Here is a 16,577-nt window from a genome sequence, read left to right on the forward strand (position 1 = left end):
ACGTTTTGATCTTTCGACACCGGGCGAATCGTCTATGCTGGCGCAATGAACGAAAGCGCCGCCTTCCTGTCCGCCCCGCTTTTCCGCCTCGGCGCCAGCACCGTCACGGTGGGCGGCGCGCTGGCGTTCGCGGGCGTGCTGCTTTTCATCCTGCTTGCTTTGCTCGTCGCCGCCGTCTGGCGCGCCGGCAAGGCGCGGGCAACCGCTGCGGCCGAGCAGGCGGCGGCAGCGCGCGAAGCCGAGGCGCGCATGGCCGGCATCCTGCAGGCGCAGGCCGAGATGCAGGGGCGCATGGGGACGCTGGCCGAGGTGTTCGGCTCGCGTCAGGCGGAACTGACGCAGGCGATCGGCAACCGGCTCGACGCCATGACAGGACGGCTCGGCCAGTCGATGAGCGAGCAGGCCCGCTCGACGCACGAAAGCCTCGCCAGGTTGCAGGAGCGGCTAGCCGTCATCGACACCGCGCAGGGCAACATCCAGTCGCTCGCTGGCCAGGTAGTGCAGTTGCAGGCGATCCTGTCCAACAAGCAGACGCGCGGCGCCTTCGGCCAGTCGCGCATGGAGGCGATCGTCGCCGACGGCCTGCCGCACGGCGCCTACGAGTTCCAGGCGACGCTGTCGAACGGCAGCCGGCCGGACTGCATCATCAGGATGCCGAACGACACGCCGTCGCTGGTCGTCGACGCGAAATTCCCGCTGGAGGCGTGGAACGCCATCCGCGCCGCCGAGGGCGAGGCGGCGCAAAAGGTCGCCTCACAGGCCTTCCGCCGCGACATCGAGGTGCATATCCGCGATATTTCGGAAAAGTACCTCATCCAGGGCGAGACGCAGGACACGGCCTTCATGTTCGTACCCTCTGAATCGGTGTTCGCCGAGATCCACGAGAATTTCGAGGCGCTGGTGCAGCGGGCGCATCGCGCCCGCATCGTCATCGTCTCGCCGTCGCTGCTGATGCTGTCGATCCAGGTCGTGCAGGCGATCCTCAAGGACGCGCGCATGCGCGAGCAGGCGCATCTCATCCAGGGCGAGGTGGTGCGGCTGATGGAGGACGTCAGCCGCCTCGACGAGCGCGTGCGCAAATTGCAGGCGCATTTCGGCCAGGCGGCGAAGGATATCGACGACATCCTCGTCTCGTCGTCCAAGGTGACGAAGCGCGGCCAGAAGATCGAGGCGCTGGAGTTCGGAACGGCGGACGGCGGGGAAGACGAACCACGCCAGCCGGCGGCAGCCGGCACGCGCGTCGCCGATTCCAAGACCGGGCAGCTCAGGCTGCGGGTGGTGGAAGGCGACGAGTGACGGATTTTTCGCATTGGGTCACGCGAAGCGTGTCCCGCACGCTGCCCCCTCTCCGTCTTGCTTCGCAAGCCACCTCTCCCCCCGTTCCGGGTGGAGAGGATAAGCCGGCCGCAAGCCTTGGCTCCCATCCTCTCCCCTCACGAAGTGGGGGAGAGGTGGCTCGGCGAAGCCGAGACGGAGAGGGAAGGCCATACGCGATCACCCATACCCGCAGGCGCCTAGCTCTGCCTCTCCACCGCCTCCAGCCCGTCGAACTCCGGCAGCCAGTGCAGCGCCGAGCGGTGCCACGTCTGGCGTCGCGGGATAAGGTCCTGCCGCTGGCGCGCGGTGCCGACGCGGATGCCGTAGACTTTCGGGCCGTCGCCGACCGAGGTCGAATAGAGCTGCGAGCCGCAGTCGGCGCAAAAACCCTGTGCGCGCTTGGCGCCGCTTTCGGCGACCTTGATGTATTCCTTCGGCGTGCCGGCGGTGATGCGGTAGTCGCTTTCCGGCGCAAAGTCGGTGACGCGGAAGGCCGTGCCGGTGATCTGCTGGCAATCCGTGCAATGGCAGATGGAGGTCTTTTCGGGATCGACCTCCGCTTCATAGGTGATGGCGCCGCAATGGCACCCGCCGTCGATCTTCATGTCACATCTCCCGGGTCTGGTTTCCTCGCCCCTCCGCCCTTGGTTCACACCTCGTCATCCGAGGCATCGGCCATTTCCTGCCGGCGCCTTTCCCATGTCCGCGTCGTCTGCGGCTTGACGAACAGGCTTTTGACCGTCGGCACCTCGGCCTTCAACCGCGCCTCGATGCGTTCGACGCAGGCCTCGATCTCGGGGGCCGCGACATGGTCCTCGAACTCGACGCTCAGGCCGGCGATGATCTCCTCGGGGCCGATATGCACGCTGACGAGACCGTTGGCCCGCTGCACGGCCGCGTCCTGCTGGGCGATCGCCAGCACCTTCGCCTGCACCTCGCGCGATGCCGGCTCGCCGAGCAGTAGGCCCTTGCTCTCGCGCGCCAGGAAGATAGCGGTCGCTCCCAGGATGGCGGCGATGCCGAGCGAGGCGACGCCGTCGAATTCGGGTATGTCGAAGACCTCGGCAGCCGAAATGCCGGCGAAGGCGACGAGAAGGCCGAGCAGGGCGGCGCTGTCCTCGAACAGCACCGTGTAGACGCTCGGGTCCTTGCTCAGCCGCACCGCCTGGAACCAGCCGAGCCGGCCCTTGGTCTTGTGGAACTCCTTCAGCGCCACCCACCAGGAACCGCCCTCGAACAGCAGCGAGAAACCAAGGACGACATAGTTCACCATCGGGTTGGCGACCGACTCGGGCGCCATGATGTGCATGACGCCCTCGTAGAACGAAACGCCGGCGCCCAACGCGAACACCAGGAGTGCTACGATGAAGCTCCAGAAATAAAGCTCGCGGCCGTGACCGAAGGGGTGCGTGCTGTCCGCTGGCCGTGCGGCGCGGTGCATGCCATAGAGCAGAAGCCCGCCATTGCCGGTATCGACCAGCGAATGCACGCCCTCCGACAGCATGGCCGACGAGCCGGTGAAGAAGGCGGCGGCGAACTTGGTCAGCGCGATGGCCAGGTTGCCGGCCAGCGCCGCATAGATCACCCGTCTCGAGCCGCCGTGTCCTGCCATGGTGCCATCCGTCGAACGATCTTACCAACATAGCGCCCGCAAGGCGGATGCACAGTGAGTTTCGCAACCGCGCTGCAACATTGCCGACACGGCCGGTTTTGCGGGCGGCGGTTCTTTATCCCTCTTGCGGTCGGCCGCAACTCTTGCTTGATTCCGTTCCCCACAGACTGGAGGACAGGCCATGGCCAAAGGCGCAATGAAGGCGAAGAAGGAAGTCCGAAAACCCAAGAAGGACGCCAAGAAGCCGGCGGCAGCGGGAAAGACGCCGCCGCCTTCCGTTCAGGCGATCCGCATCAAGGAGAAATAGGCGCCCTTCGGCGGCTCGACAGCCGGTTCATTGAACCCGCTGCCTGCCTCCCTTATATCGAAGGCGCGGGGACGACCCCGCGCCGGGGCTTTTGCCCTTGGCTCGATACACGGCTGGACGGCCCGCCATTTCACAAGGAGCGGCCAATGCCGTGGACTCTTCTTTTTCTCGCGGGTCTTTTCGAAGTCGGTTGGGCAATCGGCCTGAAATATACGGACGGCTTCACCAGACCGATACCGACAGTGCTGACGATCGTGTCGATGATCATCAGCATGGGCCTGCTTGGCTTGGCGCTGAAGGACCTGCCGGTCGGAACCGCCTACGCGGTTTGGACGGGTGTCGGCACGGTCGGCACAGCGATCCTGGGCATGTGGCTGCTCGGCGACCCGGCGACCGCCGTCAGGATCGGCTGCATTGCCCTGATCGTCTGCGGCATCGCCGGCCTCAAGCTGGTGGCCTGACCGGAGCAGCCGGCCTTCCGGCGCGCACGATCCCGCTGCTCCGGATTGATCCGGTCAGCGCGTCCGCGCGGCACCGGACGACGCGGTCCGGCCGCAAATGCTGAAACGCCAAAAGCCCGGCCAGCGTTCGGTGGCCGGGCTTGTTTCAAATCCGAAACAAATCAGCGGGCGGAGAAGCCCGGAGGCGTGCGGCCGACGCGGGCCTTGCGCGCCGCGTAGCGGGCGTCGCGCTTGGCCTTGCGGGCCGCTTCGTCGGCGAGCTCGCCGGCGAGCCGTTCGGCCTCTTCGGCCGCGCGGACCTTAGCCTCTTCCGCGGCCTTGGCCTCGGCCTCGGCACGCAGGCGCGCCTCTTCGGCCTCGCGGGCAGCCTTTTCGGCCGCTTCGCGCGCCAGCTTCTCCTGCTTCAATTTCGCCTTTTCGGCCTCGCGGATGGCACGGGCTTCCAAAATAGCCTTGCGTTCCGCCTGACGGGCCAGCACGGCCGGGTCGTCCGCCGCGGGTCTTGCCTTGAAGCGCTCCAGAAGCGCCTTCTTTGCCTGATTTGCGGCATTGCGCCGCTCGAAGATGTCTTTTTCCCTGTAGATAGCCAAGTGTCATTCCCTGAAGTCAATTCGCGACGCTTACATACGCGCGATAATGGCAAGTTCAAGCGCCAAAACGGTATGCCAGCCATGAAAATCCGTGAATTGGCTGCGACTTTGGGAGGGGGACGGAACCTTGCCCGGGCAGCGGCGTTCCTGCGCACGGCCCGACAATGGAACCGGGAGGACTGACGGCGGCCGCATCGCCGGGGGATTTGGCGAAGCGCATGGGCGTTCTAGCCGCCATCCCCGCACGGCCTTCCCGACGGCGCCTGTCTGTGAGGGGGGAAGCCATTGACGACGAATTCCGAAATCCGCCGCGAAGCAGCCGCTGCCCCGCCGGAGGCGGCGAACGGCGACCTCACCCGCATTGCCGTGCCGCCGGTCGTCACCATCGTCGGCGTCACCGCCATCCTCTATCTCGGCAAGGACGTGCTTTTGCCGCTGGCGATCGCGATCCTGCTGACCTTCGCGCTGGCGCCGATCGTGTCGGCGCTGCGCAAGATGGCGGTGCCGAAGGTGGTCGCCGTGACGCTCACCGTGCTCTCGGCCTTCATCGTCATCGCCTGCTTCGCCTTCCTGGTGGCCTCGCAGGTTTCAAACCTCGCCCAGAACATCCCGACCTATCAGACCAACGTCGTCGAGAAGATCCGCTCGCTGAAGGAACTCGGTGCCGGCGGCGGCCTGATCGAGCGCCTGACGGGCGCGGCCGAGCGCGTCGGCCAGGAACTCCAGGCCGGCACGCAAAGCGCCGAAACGCCGGAACAGAAGCCGCTGCCGGTCGAGATCGTCTCGCACCAGAGCCCGCTCGATATCCTCAACAACATCGTGGTGCCGCTGATCAGCCCGTTCTCGATGGCGGGCCTCGTCATCGTCGTGGTGGTGTTCATGCTTTTGGAGCGCGAGGACTTGCGCGACCGCTTCATCCGGCTGGTCGGCTATGGCGACCTGCACAAGACCACCGAGGCGCTGCAGGACGCCGGCAAGCGCGTCGGCCGCTACCTTCTGATGCAGCTGGTCATCAACACGATCTACGCGGTGCCGATCACCGCCGGCCTGTGGCTGCTCGGCATCCCCAACGCGCTTTTGTGGGGCGGGCTGACGCTGGTGCTACGCTTCGTGCCCTATATCGGGCCGGCCATCGGCATGCTGATGCCGCTGCTGCTCACGCTGGCGGTGTCGCCGGGCTGGGCGCCGCTGCTGTGGACGGCTGCCCTGTTCATCGCCATGGAACTGATCTCCAACAACGTGCTGGAACCGTGGCTATACGGCTCGGAAACGGGCCTGTCGCCGCTCGCCATCATCGTCGCGGCGATCTTCTGGGCATGGCTGTGGGGGCCGCTCGGCCTGGTGCTGTCGACACCGCTGACGGTGTGTCTCGTCGTGCTCGGCCGGCACGTCTCGCAGTTCGAGTTCCTCGGCGTGCTGCTCGGCAACGAGCCGGTGCTGGAGCCGCACGCCCGCGTCTACCAGCGGCTGCTTGCCGGCGACCCCTATGAGGCCGCCGACTATGCGGAGGACTATCTGGAAGACGAATATCTCGTCGATTTCTACGACGAGGTGGCGCTGCCCGCCCTGGTGCTGGGCGAGGTCGACCGCCAGCGCGGCGTCATGACCCACGAGCAGCGCGTGCGTTTCGCGACGGCCGCCGGCACGCTGGTTCAGGAGCTCGCCGACCTCGCCGAAGACGAGGTGGAAGAAAACGGCGCCGATGACGAGGCCGGGAAAAACGAAGCCGGAGCGGACACCGAGGACGGCGAAGACGACGCCGGCCCCGACCTGCCGGACGGCGAAGGCCGCAGCCTTGTCTGCATCGGCGGACGCGGCGAGATCGACGACGCGGCCGCCGCCATGGTGGCGCAGGTGCTGGAAATCCAGGGCGCGGAGACAGCGATCGCCGGTTATCAGACCTTCGAGCCGGAACGCTTCGGCGCCCTGGCGCTGGGCGAGGCCGACACCGTCGTCGTGACCTATCTCAACGCCGCTTCGCTGGCGCAGGCTCGCCACGCGGTGCGGCGGCTGAAGCGGCGCAAGGCGAAGCTTCGCGTCGGCCTGCTGGTGCCGATGGAAGCCGACGGCAACCGGCGGGGCTCGATCACCGAGGACGGGACCGGAGCGGATTTCGTCACCACGACGATCGCGGAAACGGTACGGCGCGCGCTTGCGCAGGAAAGCGCCAAGCCGTTGAAGGCCCTGCCGAAGCGGCGGCCGGTACGGCGCCGGCGTCCCGCTAAGGCGGTTTCCGGCAAGCAGGAGACGGCCAAGCCCGCCGCGAACGGACGCACTGCGCGCAAGCCGGCGCCGGCCAGGCAGACCCAGAAAGCCTGAGCGCATCGGCGGGCGCGCATGGCCGGTCCGCGCGCGTTCGCTTGCGCCCTCGCCGCCGCGCCCCCATATGGTCGCGAGCACCGGAGATTTTCGCATGACAGCCCTGTCCGTCCTCGACCTGTCCCCCATCGTCGAAGGCGGCACCGCCTCGCAGTCGCTCGCCAACTCGCTCGACCTCGCGCGCCATGCGGAACGGCTTGGCTACAACCGCTACTGGCTGGCCGAGCACCACAACATGCCCGGTATCGCCAGCGCCGCCACCGCCGTCGCCATCGGCCATGTCGCCGGCGGCACAAGCAAAATCCGCGTCGGTGCCGGCGGCATCATGCTGCCCAACCACTCGCCGCTGGTGATCGCCGAGCAGTTCGGCACGCTGGCCGCGCTCTATCCCGGCCGCATCGACCTTGGTCTCGGCCGCGCACCGGGCACGGACATGCTGACCGCCCGGGCGCTGCGCCGCAACCTCGACGCCGGCGTCGACAATTTCCCGCAGGACGTGGTCGAGCTGATGGGCTATTTCCAGCCGGCCGAAGAAGGCCAGCGCATCCGCGCCGTGCCCGGCGAAGGCCAGGACGTGCCGGTGTGGATCCTCGGCTCAAGTCTCTACGGCGCCCAGCTCGCGGCCCTGCTCGGCCTGCCCTATGCCTTCGCCTCGCATTTCGCGCCGGCCGAACTCGACAATGCGCTTTCCGTCTACCGCTCGCGCTTCCAGCCGTCGGAGCATCTCGACAAGCCGCATGTCATGCTGGGGCTCAATGTCGTCGCCGCTCCCACCGACGCCGAGGCGAGCTTCCTGTTCACCTCGCTGCAGCAGGCGTTCGTCAACCTGCGCAGCGGCAGACCGGGCAAGCTGCCCGCCCCCGTGGAAGGCTATGACCGCGACCTCGACGCCAATGCCCGCGCCATGCTCGGCCATGCGCTGGCGCAGGCGGTGGTGGGCTCGCCCGAAACGGTAAGGCGCGGCGTCGAGGCCTTCATCGCCCGCACCGGCGCCGACGAACTGATGGTGACGGCGCAGGTGTTCGACCACGCGGCGCGCGTACGCTCGTTCGAGATCCTGGCCGACGTCCACAAGGAGATGGCGGCGGCGGCGTAGCGCCCTTTCCTCTCCCCGTTTACGGGGAGAGGGTGGCCCGAAGGGTCGGGTGAGGGGCAGCGCCCACTCGCGAAAGCTTGTACTGCCCCTCATCCGGCTGCCGCCACCTTCTCCCCGTAAACGGGGAGAAGGAAGTCACTTCACCGCCTTGACCAGGTCCTCATCGGGGAAGCAGGTGGCGGCGCGGCCGTTCTTCTGCTGCCACTCGCCGATGGAGCGGCGCGTCTTGAAGCCCGGCAGGCCGTCGGCGCTGCCGACGTCGTAACCCTTTTTCTCCAGTGCCCGCTGCATGGCGGCGATGTCGGAGCGGTAGAGACCGCCGACGGCGCCCCAGTCGGCCGAGAACCGCCTGTCGCCATGGGCGATGCGGTCGGCGGACAGGCCGATGAACAGGGCGTAGAGATCCGAGGTGTTGTATTCCTTCAGGACGTAGAAGTTCGGCGTGACGATGAAGGCCGGGCCATGGCGGCCGGCCGGCATCATGAGATACCCTTCAGCCTTCGCCTCGCTGGCCGGAAACGGCTTGCCGCCGACGCGCGCGATGCCGAACTTGCCCCAGTCGGCAATCTTCCTGCCGCGATCCGGGCCTTCGAGCGCGCACGAAACGCTGTCCGGCACCGTCACCTCGAAACCCCAGTCACGCCCCCTCACCCAGCCGTAGTCGGCGAGATAATTGGCGATGGAAGCCAGCGTGTCGGGAACCGAATCCCAGATGTCGACGCGGCCGTCACCATCGAAATCCACCGCATGCTTGAGGAAGGAGGTCGGCATGAACTGCGGCTGGCCGAGCGCGCCGGCCCATGACGACTTCATCGCGCCCACCGGCTCCAATCCCTTCTGGACGATCTCCAGCGCGGCGATGAGTTCGGTGCGGTACATGTCGCGCTTGGTGGCCGAGAGGAAAGCGCGCGTGCCCAGCACCTCGAAGGCGTCGTAGCGCAGCCTGGCCGCGCCGTAGCCGGTCTCGCGCCCCCAGACGGCGAGCACGATGACGCCCGGCACGCCGTAGCGCTGCTCGATCCTCGCAAGCGTGGAGGCATACCGGCCGGCGCGGGCGCGTCCGCCGGTGGCGACCGGCGCCAGCGTCTTTTCGGCGAAGTAAGGCCCCGGCGAGCCGAATTCCGCCTGGTGCTGGACCTTGGGCGTCGAAGGCTTTTCGCCGGGCATGACAAGGTCCGGCAGCTTGAGGTTCGGCTTCACCCCGTCGAAAGCCTGATTGAAGGTCTTGCGCGAGATCCCCCTTGCCTCGGCATCCGGCCAGAGGTCGGTCTGAAGCCAGGCGCGGAATTGCCCGTCGACCTTCGCGGCGGCGGCCGGGGCGGCAAGGACCAGCAAGACCGATGCGGCTTGAAGCAGGAACCCGAAGAACCCGGCGTGGCGGAACTTGTCACCAAAAGTCACGACGCGCTCGCCCCCGCTCAAAACGCCGTCCGCGATTTCAGCGCCGCGGCAAGCGTGCCCTCGTCGAGATAGTCGAGCTCGCCGCCGACCGGCACGCCATGCGCCAGCCGCGTCACCTTGACGTCGAAATCGGCAAGCTGGTCGGTGAGGTAATGCGCCGTGGTCTGGCCCTCGACGGTGGCGTTCACCGCCAGGATCACCTCCTTGACCTCGCCGCCGGCAACACGGTCGACAAGCGCGCGGATGTTGAGCTGCTCCGGGCCGATGCCGTCGAGTGGCGACAGCGTGCCGCCGAGCACATGGTAGCGCACGTTCATGGCCGAGGCGCGCTCCAGCGCCCACAGGTCCGACACGTCCTCGACGACGATCAATGTCGCGGCATCGCGGCGCGGATCGGTGCAGATCATGCAGGGATCGGCGGTGTCGACGTTGCCGCAGGTCGAGCAGACGCGCACCTTGTCCACCGCCTCGCCCATGGCATCGGCCAGCGGCGCCAGCAACTGCTCCTTCTTCTTGATGAGATGGAGCGCCGCGCGGCGCGCCGAGCGCGGCCCGAGCCCCGGCACCTTGGCCAGAAGCTGGATGAGGCGTTCGATCTCGGGGCCGGCGATTCGCTTCGACATGGGAGAGCATATAAGCCGAATGCCGGGCACTGGGGAGTGGGCCGGGAACGGAACCGCACAAACGCGCGGTTCCTCGCGGTCGCGCCACGGCGACCCGTGTCGTGCTACTGGGCGAAGCTCATCGAGACGCCGGAATCGTCGTCGCGGCCGAAGCGCGAAGCCAAGGGCTCTTCCTCGGCAACCAGCACGGCCTGCGCCTTGGCCGGCTTCGAGGGCTTGGCGGACGCCGCCTTCACCATGCTGGCCCGGGCCGTCGGCAACGGCACGGAATCGATGATCTTCTTCTGCGCCTTCGGCGACGGCTCGGCGGAAGCCACGTCGACCGCAGCCTGCGGGGCGGGCGCGGCCACACGGCTGCGCTTCTTCTGCGCGGCCTTGGGTGCTGCCGCCTGGGGCGCCGCATTGTCGAAGCCGTCGGCCATTGCCTCGTCGGAGGAGGCGAAAGCGAAGGGGCTGTTCTGCGGCAGCGGCGCGGGATCGGCGGATGCGACCGCGACCGGCTTTTCGGCAGGCCGCGCAGCCGGCCTCGCCGCAGCGGTCATCACCGGCGCGGTGTCGGGCAGGTCGACCTGCTGCACGCCCGGCAATCCGCCGGCATCGCTCGCCGGCTCGGCCGAGGCGACCGTGATCGCCTTCCCCGCGGCATCCGACGTATCGCCGGCGAAGGCGACCATCGTCTGCTGCTCGTCAGGCAGCGGCTGCCAGTTGCGGCCGCGCTTCTCGTAGAAGGCGTTGCCGCCGGCGACCAGCACATAGTGCATGTTCTTGTAGGGGAATTTCAGGCCGGCGGTGTGGAAGAACATGGCGTTCTTCAGTTTCTTCGAGCGCTCGCCCTTCAGCACCGCCTCGGCGGCTTCCTGCACGTCGGGCATGGCGCGGGAGTTCATCTTGCGCGTCATCACGCCGGGCGCGAACTGGTTGCGCTCGCCGACCACGCCGCAGATGGTGTTGCCGTGTTTGCCCGATCGCAGCCGGTTCATCACCACGGTGCCGACAGCGACCATGCCGGCGCGGCTGGAGCGGTTGGATTCGAAGAACATCGCCCGTTCAAGGCATTCCTTGTCGCGGGACGTGTAGCGATAGGGGCGGACGCGGGTCGAACCGTCGGCGGAAGGCAGGACGGAACTGGCGAGACTGGCAACGGACATGCCGTGGGATGTCGTCTGGCTGCAACCGGCCAGAAGAAACGGCGAAAGCGCGGCGCACAGCAGGGCTGGCACCTTCCATCGCTGGCTAGTCAATTGATCCGCCTCACTGTTGCTGCTGCTCCCGTCCCCCGAAATCCTGGCGAGCCAAGTCGTGGCAAGAATGAGATCGTTTCGGGCAGAAAGATGGCCAAATGGTTAGCGATCAGCTTACAGGCCGCCTTGCAAGGCCTTGGACGCGATCAACAATCCGCTCGCGTCGTTACAAGGCGTGATAACAGGGCAAATTGTGGCAGACCGCGAGGCTCGATCCGGCAAATCCGCCAGACCGGTCCGCAACCGGTGTTCGTCTGCGCTGCGGCGCCTGCCATGCACCGTTTTCGCCGCGGCCCGGCAATATCTCGGGCGGCCTGTCAGAACGGCAGTTTCATGCCGGGGGGCATCGGCAGGCCGGCGGTCAGTTCCCTGGTCTTTTCCTGCATCACCTGCTCGACCTTGGCCTTGGCGTCGTTGTGGGCGGCGAGGATCAGGTCCTCCAGGATCTCGACCTCGTCCTCCTTGAACAGCGAGGGGTCGATCTTCAGCGCCTTCATCTCGAACTTGCCCGTCAGCGTCACCGAAACCAGCCCGCCGCCGGCCTGGCCGGAGGCCTCCATGACGGCGATCTCCTCCTGCATGGCCTGCATCTTGGCCTGCATTTCCTTCGCCTTGCCCATCAGCCCGAGCAGATCCTTCATGGTCGTATCCTTCCTTTCGTCACATCGCCGGCCGCGGCCGCGGCGCTATTCGTCGTCGTCGACCGCCGGGTCCACGGGGTCCTCCGGCAGGCCGTCGGTGTCGTCCCCGTCATCCTCGGCCGCTGCATCGTCGACCGCTTGGGGAATACGCACGTCGATGATCCTGGCGCCGGGGAAACGGGCGAGGATGGCCGCCACCGTGGGGTCGGAGCGCGCGTCGAGGAAGGCGCTTTCGCGCCGGGCGGATTCCATCTCGGCCAGCGTCTGGCCGCCTTCTTCCTTCGACAGCGATACCAGCCAGTTGCGGCCCGTCCAGGCGCGCAGCTTCGTCGTCAGGTCGTTGAGCAGCGTGCGCGGCGCGTCCTCGGTCAGCGCCACGTCGAGCCGGCCGGGCTCCATCCTGACCGGGCGCACGTAGCGCCGCAGCATCGCCTTGACCAATCCGTCGCGATGCTGCTCGGCCAGCGCGACGATGTCGGCCAGCGATTTCAGCGCCGGCGCCGGGGGTTCCTCGACGGCGGGCCGGACTGCGGCGACCGGCACCGGCGGCGCGACCTCCGGCTGTGCCTCGACCAGCCGCATCGCCTGGGCGGAGCCGCCACCGCCGGACGGCATGCGCGCCTGCGCAACCGCGCTGGCCGCGCCGCCCGATACCGGCGCCGACGCAGAGGAAGCCGGGCGGGACGGTGCCGACGGCTGAGAGGCGGTGCCGCCGCCCTCCAGCGTCTTCAGCGCCTCGTCCAGCGTCGGCAGGTCGGCGGCATGGGCGAGGCGGATCAGCACCATCTCGGCCGCCGCCAGCGGCCGGTTGGAATTCTGGACCTCGGGGATGCCCTTCAACAGCATCTGCCATGTGCGCGACAGCACCCGGACCGACAGCTTTTCGGCAAAGTCCCTGCCCCGCCGGCGCTCCTCCTCCGACAGGGTGGCATCGTCGGCGGCTTCGGGCACGAAGCGCAGGCGGGTGACCAGATGGTTGAACTCGGCAAGGTCGGTCAGCACGGCGGCCGGATCGGCGCCGACGTCGTATTGCTGGCGCAGTTCAGTGAGTGCTGCGGCAATGTCGCCCTTCATGACGTGCTCGAACAGGTCGACGATGCGGGCGCGGTCGGCCAGCCCGAGCATGGCGCGCACGGCGCCGGCATCCACCTTGCCGCTGCCGTGGGCGATCGCCTGGTCGAGGATGGAGAGCGAATCGCGGGCCGAGCCCTCGGCGGCGCGGGCGATCATCGCCAGCGCCTCGGCGTCGACGGCGATGCCTTCCTTTTCGGCGATCGAAGCGAGATGCCCGACCAGCGCGCCGGCGTCGATGCGGCGCAGGTCGAAGCGCTGGCAGCGCGACAGCACCGTGATCGGCACCTTGCGGATCTCGGTGGTGGCGAAGATGAATTTGACGTGCGGCGGCGGCTCCTCCAGCGTCTTCAACAGGCCGTTGAAGGCGGGCGTGGAGAGCATGTGCACTTCGTCGATGATGTAGACCTTGTAGCGCGCGGCGACAGGCGCGTAGCGCACACGGTCGATGATGTCGCGGATGTCGTCGATGCCGGTATGGGAGGCGGCGTCCATCTCGATGACGTCGACATGGCGGCCTTCCATGATGGCCTGGCAATGCTCTCCGGGCACCGAGAGATCGACGGAGGGGCGATCGACGTCGGCCGTCTTGTAATTCAAGGCCCGGGCGAGGATACGCGCCGTGGTCGTCTTGCCGACGCCGCGCACGCCGGTCAGCATCCAGGCCTGGGCGATGCGGCCGGTGGCGAACGCGTTGGTGAGCGTGCGCACCATCGGCTCTTGGCCGATCAGTTCGGAGAAATCGGAGGGGCGGTATTTTCGCGCCAGGACGCGATAGGCGCCGGACGTCTTTTCAGTCACGCCCTTTTCCGATTCGCTTGGTCCGGCTTCGCTCATCGGCCTCGACGGGTTTTGTGCTGAGGCCGCCTCGGCAGCCGATTCCGCAACGAGTTTCGCCCGCGTGCCGATGCGCCGTCAACATCACCAAAGCGGTCGCCGAACGGAGGTCGCAGGAGGAGAAGGCGGGAGGCTGGAACAATGACCCGTTCCGGGCTCGTTAGGGCTGCTTCCTTCCGGACCTGACCCGGTTGGCGAGTGGATCGTCCACCACCAACCTCCCGTCTTCCATATCGTCAATCCGGCGCGAGAATGCAAGGCCCGGCAAAAATCAGCATGGGCTTGCCGTTGTCCCCTCATGAATCGCTTGCGGGGGGCGTGGCGCCGCAATAGCCTCGTCACAAACGAGGGAAACGCCGATGATGCCTGGCCTCAAGGCCGGATTCACGCTCGACGCCCGGCTGGAAGCGGACAGCGAGCCGTTGCTATGGCTGGGCCTGTGCGAGTTGAGGGTGATGAACGACCGCCGCTGGCCCTGGCTCATCCTGGTTCCGCAGCGGCCGGGCATCGAGGAAATCCACGACCTCACCCCGCTCGACCAGGCGATGCTGACCTTCGAGGTCAACATGGTGGCGCAGGCTTTGAAAAAGACCACCGACTGCACCAAGATCAACACAGCGGCCCTCGGCAACATCGTGCGGCAATTGCATATCCACGTGGTGGCGCGCTCGGAGGGCGACCCCGGCTGGCCCGGCCCGGTCTGGGGCCACGGCCTGCGCGAACCCTACCAGCGCGCGGATTTCCACCAGTTTGCCCAGACCGTGAAGGCGGCGCTATAAGAGCTACCCCGCCAACCGAACACATCCTCCGACAGCCGCCATGACCTTTGCCCTTTTCGACGCGCCTTCGGCCGAGCCCAGCCAGTTCGTCGGCTTCGCCGGCAACCAGATCGACCGGCAGTCGGAAAATCGCGCCGACGACTGCGTCGAGAAGGCACTGGCCGATCCGCGCACGCGGCTGATGCTGCTCGGCGACGGCCGCATCTGCCTGAAGCTCGACGGCGGCACCTTCGATCCATGGTACGGGCTGGCCGAAAGCGAGGCATTCAAGCCCCGCCTCGGCGAGGCCGTGCTTCTGGGCTTCGACGCAAGCGGCCCCATCCTCGCCGCATCGGCCGGCATCGGGGCGGACGACCTGCCAGCGACGGTCAAGGCCATCGACTATCGCTCGGTCTATATGCAGGGCCTCATCGATCCGGCCGCGCTCGGCGCGCTGGCACAAGGGGCGGCGCTGCTTGCCTGGAACGCCAGCCATCGCTTCTGCTCGAAATGCGGCCATGCCAGCGAAACGCGCGCCGGCGGCTACCGGCGCCACTGCCCCTCCTGCGGCGCCGACCATTTTCCGCGCACCGACCCGGTGGCGATCATGCTGACCGCGACGCGCGAAAAATGCCTGCTCGGGCGCAGCCCCCACTTCGCGCCCGGCTCCTATTCGGCGCTGGCCGGCTTCATCGAGCCGGGCGAGACGATCGAGAACGCGGTGCGGCGCGAGACGATGGAAGAGGCCGGCATCCGTCTCGGCCGCGTCGTCTACCACGCCAGCCAGCCGTGGCCGTTCCCCTATTCGCTGATGATCGGCTGTTTCGGCGAACCGCTCAACGAGGATATCCAGCCAGACCTCGGCGAGTTGGAGGACTGCCGCTGGTTCTTCCGCGACGAGGTGCGGCAGATGCTGGCGCGCGAGCATCCGGGCGGGCTCATCACGCCGGCGAAAGGCGCGATCGCCCACACGCTCATCCGCGCCTGGGTCGAAAACGGCATCTGAACCGGCGGGTCTTTGTTCCCTGCCGGCAGGCTGTCGGATCGGGCGCTGTACCCCCACCCCCAACCCCTCCCCGCAAGGGGGAGGGGGATTATGCGGCGCTTCCATATCCACCAACGTTGCCGGTTTTGGACGAAACGGCGATGTCGGCGTCCCCCTCCCCCTTGCGGGGAGGGGCCAGGGGTGGGGGTATCGGCCCGCAGTGCTTTTTCAGCCGAACGCCGGCTCGGCCAGCCGCCGGGCATGGTCGCGCAGGTCCGCCGGCCATGGCTCGGACACCGCAAGGAAGCGGTCCCGGTTGCCGGCGTAGAGCGCGCGCGCGGCTTCCTCGTAGCCCGGCCGGTTGCCCAACATCGCCGCCATGAAGCGGTCGGCCGCCTGTTGCGCCGTCCGCGCGGCCGCCTTGCCGGCATCGGCGGCGCGGGCGGCATCGACCAGCTTGCGCAAGGTCACCGAAGCGCCGCCCGGCTGCTCGGCCAGCCATTGCCAATGGCGCGGCAGAAGCGTGACCTCGCGCGCCACGACACCGAGCTTCGGCCGGCCGGCACCGCGCCGCGCGGCCGGTTCGCCGGGGTCGGCGCCGTCCTGTGCCGGCGCCAGCCGGGCCACGATCTCGGCGTCGGTTCCGCTCAGGTCGAAATCGACCTGCCGGCCGCTGCGGTCGTCGAAGGCCAGCAACGGCACGTCGCCGGGCATGGCGGCGGCCGCCTTCAGGGCAAGCGCAACCTCGGCCGGCTGCCCGGAGGCGAAAAGCCGGTCGCCGGCAAAGGCTGTGACGGTGATGATGTTCTGTTCCATGCGGCGCATTTAACAGTCCGACGCGCGCCCGTCAATATTACCCGGGTAAATTTATGGAAGCGGGCTCACGACGATCTCCTCGTTCTCCCGGAAGACGATTGCAGCGCGGCGAAGATCTGCTTTGGGATGACGAAAGCAGAGCGAAAAAAATCTTCCGGAAACTTATCCCCGTGAACCCGTCCCATACTCATCCCAGCTTCCCGCGCGGGAACACCGGTCATGACGGTGATTGCGTGGGAAGGGATCGGCGCCTCCGGTGATCGTCAAACGTAGACGATTGCCCGGGGAGGGTGAGAAGCCGGTTTCGAGCGCAGCGAGAAAATCATGATGCCAGTGGCATCATGATAGGCGCCGAACGCCCTGAGCCCTAGCGAAGGGCCGTCCAAGGGCCCTGCCGGGCGTTCATCACTCGAAAAGCCAAGCAATTGGCTTTTCGTCCGCTGCGCGGACCGCTCTTCACCCCCTACGGGTATTACGGCCCGTGTGCGCTGGACGAGCGCTG

General features: G+C 67.4%; 16 protein-coding genes and 1 other RNA gene. 7 read left to right on the top strand and 10 right to left on the bottom strand.

The features are described from left to right. The first annotated feature begins 45 nt into the window (after positions 1-45). Positions 46-1,296, top strand: coding sequence for a DNA recombination protein RmuC (locus E6C48_RS14115; RefSeq protein ID WP_136358273.1), 1,251 nt, complete (start codon positions 46-48; stop codon positions 1,294-1,296). Between the two features lie 218 nt (positions 1,297-1,514). Here E6C48_RS14115 and E6C48_RS14120 read toward each other — a convergent pair whose 3' ends face one another. Continuing rightward, on the bottom strand, positions 1,515-1,922 hold the full coding sequence (locus E6C48_RS14120) for a GFA family protein (protein ID WP_136358275.1): 408 nt from the start codon (positions 1,920-1,922) through the stop codon (positions 1,515-1,517). 44 nt (positions 1,923-1,966) lie between these two features. Continuing rightward, positions 1,967-2,929 (bottom strand): cation diffusion facilitator family transporter, encoded by a 963-nt coding sequence (locus E6C48_RS14125; protein ID WP_136358277.1) that lies wholly within the window; start codon positions 2,927-2,929, stop codon positions 1,967-1,969. A gap of 181 nt (positions 2,930-3,110) precedes the next feature. Between E6C48_RS14125 and E6C48_RS23045 the strand changes: the two genes are divergently transcribed. Beyond that, positions 3,111-3,236: a hypothetical protein gene (locus E6C48_RS23045; RefSeq protein ID WP_269142545.1), complete on the top strand. Its 126-nt coding sequence runs from the start codon at positions 3,111-3,113 to the stop codon at positions 3,234-3,236. 146 nt (positions 3,237-3,382) lie between these two features. Next, positions 3,383-3,697, top strand: coding sequence for a quaternary ammonium compound efflux SMR transporter SugE (gene sugE / locus E6C48_RS14130; RefSeq protein ID WP_136358279.1), 315 nt, complete (start codon positions 3,383-3,385; stop codon positions 3,695-3,697). A 161-nt stretch (positions 3,698-3,858) separates the two neighbouring features. Here sugE and E6C48_RS14135 read toward each other — a convergent pair whose 3' ends face one another. Then, entirely contained in the window at positions 3,859-4,287 is a 429-nt protein-coding gene (locus E6C48_RS14135; protein WP_136358281.1) for a DUF6481 family protein, read from the bottom strand. 285 nt (positions 4,288-4,572) lie between these two features. Here E6C48_RS14135 and E6C48_RS14140 point away from each other — a divergent pair, with 285 nt between their 5' ends. Then, on the top strand, positions 4,573-6,606 hold the full coding sequence (locus E6C48_RS14140) for an AI-2E family transporter (protein WP_407940995.1): 2,034 nt from the start codon (positions 4,573-4,575) through the stop codon (positions 6,604-6,606). A 94-nt stretch (positions 6,607-6,700) separates the two neighbouring features. Continuing rightward, the gene (locus E6C48_RS14145) at positions 6,701-7,702 is read left to right on the top strand and encodes an LLM class flavin-dependent oxidoreductase (RefSeq protein WP_136358283.1); all 1,002 of its coding nucleotides are present in this window, start codon (positions 6,701-6,703) and stop codon (positions 7,700-7,702) included. A gap of 135 nt (positions 7,703-7,837) precedes the next feature. Here the strand turns inward: E6C48_RS14145 and E6C48_RS14150 are convergent, their stop codons facing one another. The 6 genes from E6C48_RS14150 to ffs form a co-directional block, all read right to left on the bottom strand. Next, positions 7,838-9,058 carry a lytic murein transglycosylase gene (locus E6C48_RS14150; protein ID WP_168734541.1) on the bottom strand — a complete coding sequence of 407 codons (1,221 nt, stop codon included), beginning with the start codon at positions 9,056-9,058 and terminating at the stop codon, positions 7,838-7,840. A 62-nt stretch (positions 9,059-9,120) separates the two neighbouring features. Continuing rightward, complete coding sequence (gene recR / locus E6C48_RS14155; RefSeq protein ID WP_136358285.1) at positions 9,121-9,726, bottom strand: recombination mediator RecR; 606 nt, start codon at positions 9,724-9,726, stop codon at positions 9,121-9,123. Positions 9,727-9,830: 104 nt separating this feature from the next. Continuing rightward, complete coding sequence (locus E6C48_RS23185) at positions 9,831-10,967, bottom strand: cell wall hydrolase (protein WP_407940996.1); 1,137 nt, start codon at positions 10,965-10,967, stop codon at positions 9,831-9,833. A 317-nt stretch (positions 10,968-11,284) separates the two neighbouring features. Then, entirely contained in the window at positions 11,285-11,608 is a 324-nt protein-coding gene (locus E6C48_RS14165) for a YbaB/EbfC family nucleoid-associated protein (protein WP_136358287.1), read from the bottom strand. A 45-nt stretch (positions 11,609-11,653) separates the two neighbouring features. Continuing rightward, positions 11,654-13,516 carry a DNA polymerase III subunit gamma/tau gene (locus E6C48_RS14170; protein WP_136358289.1) on the bottom strand — a complete coding sequence of 621 codons (1,863 nt, stop codon included), beginning with the start codon at positions 13,514-13,516 and terminating at the stop codon, positions 11,654-11,656. Between the two features lie 125 nt (positions 13,517-13,641). Further along, an RNA gene (ffs, locus tag E6C48_RS14175) (signal recognition particle sRNA small type) lies at positions 13,642-13,738 on the bottom strand. A 137-nt stretch (positions 13,739-13,875) separates the two neighbouring features. On the opposite strand from ffs, the gene E6C48_RS14180 reads away from it, so the two are divergent. Together E6C48_RS14180 and nudC are read left to right on the top strand one after the other, a co-directional pair. Further along, a complete protein-coding gene (locus tag E6C48_RS14180) occupies positions 13,876-14,295 on the top strand; it encodes an HIT domain-containing protein (protein WP_136358291.1) in 420 nt (139 codons plus the stop codon). 40 nt (positions 14,296-14,335) lie between these two features. Continuing rightward, positions 14,336-15,280, top strand: coding sequence for an NAD(+) diphosphatase (gene nudC, locus E6C48_RS14185; RefSeq protein WP_136358293.1), 945 nt, complete (start codon positions 14,336-14,338; stop codon positions 15,278-15,280). Between the two features lie 207 nt (positions 15,281-15,487). Here nudC and E6C48_RS14190 read toward each other — a convergent pair whose 3' ends face one another. Next, the gene (locus E6C48_RS14190) at positions 15,488-16,084 is read right to left on the bottom strand and encodes a DUF2239 family protein (protein WP_230978767.1); all 597 of its coding nucleotides are present in this window, start codon (positions 16,082-16,084) and stop codon (positions 15,488-15,490) included. Positions 16,085-16,577 lie beyond the last annotated feature (493 nt).

It is taken from the genome of Ollibium composti (assembly GCF_004801285.1).
Taxonomy (GTDB): Bacteria; Pseudomonadota; Alphaproteobacteria; order Rhizobiales; family Rhizobiaceae; genus Mesorhizobium; species Mesorhizobium composti.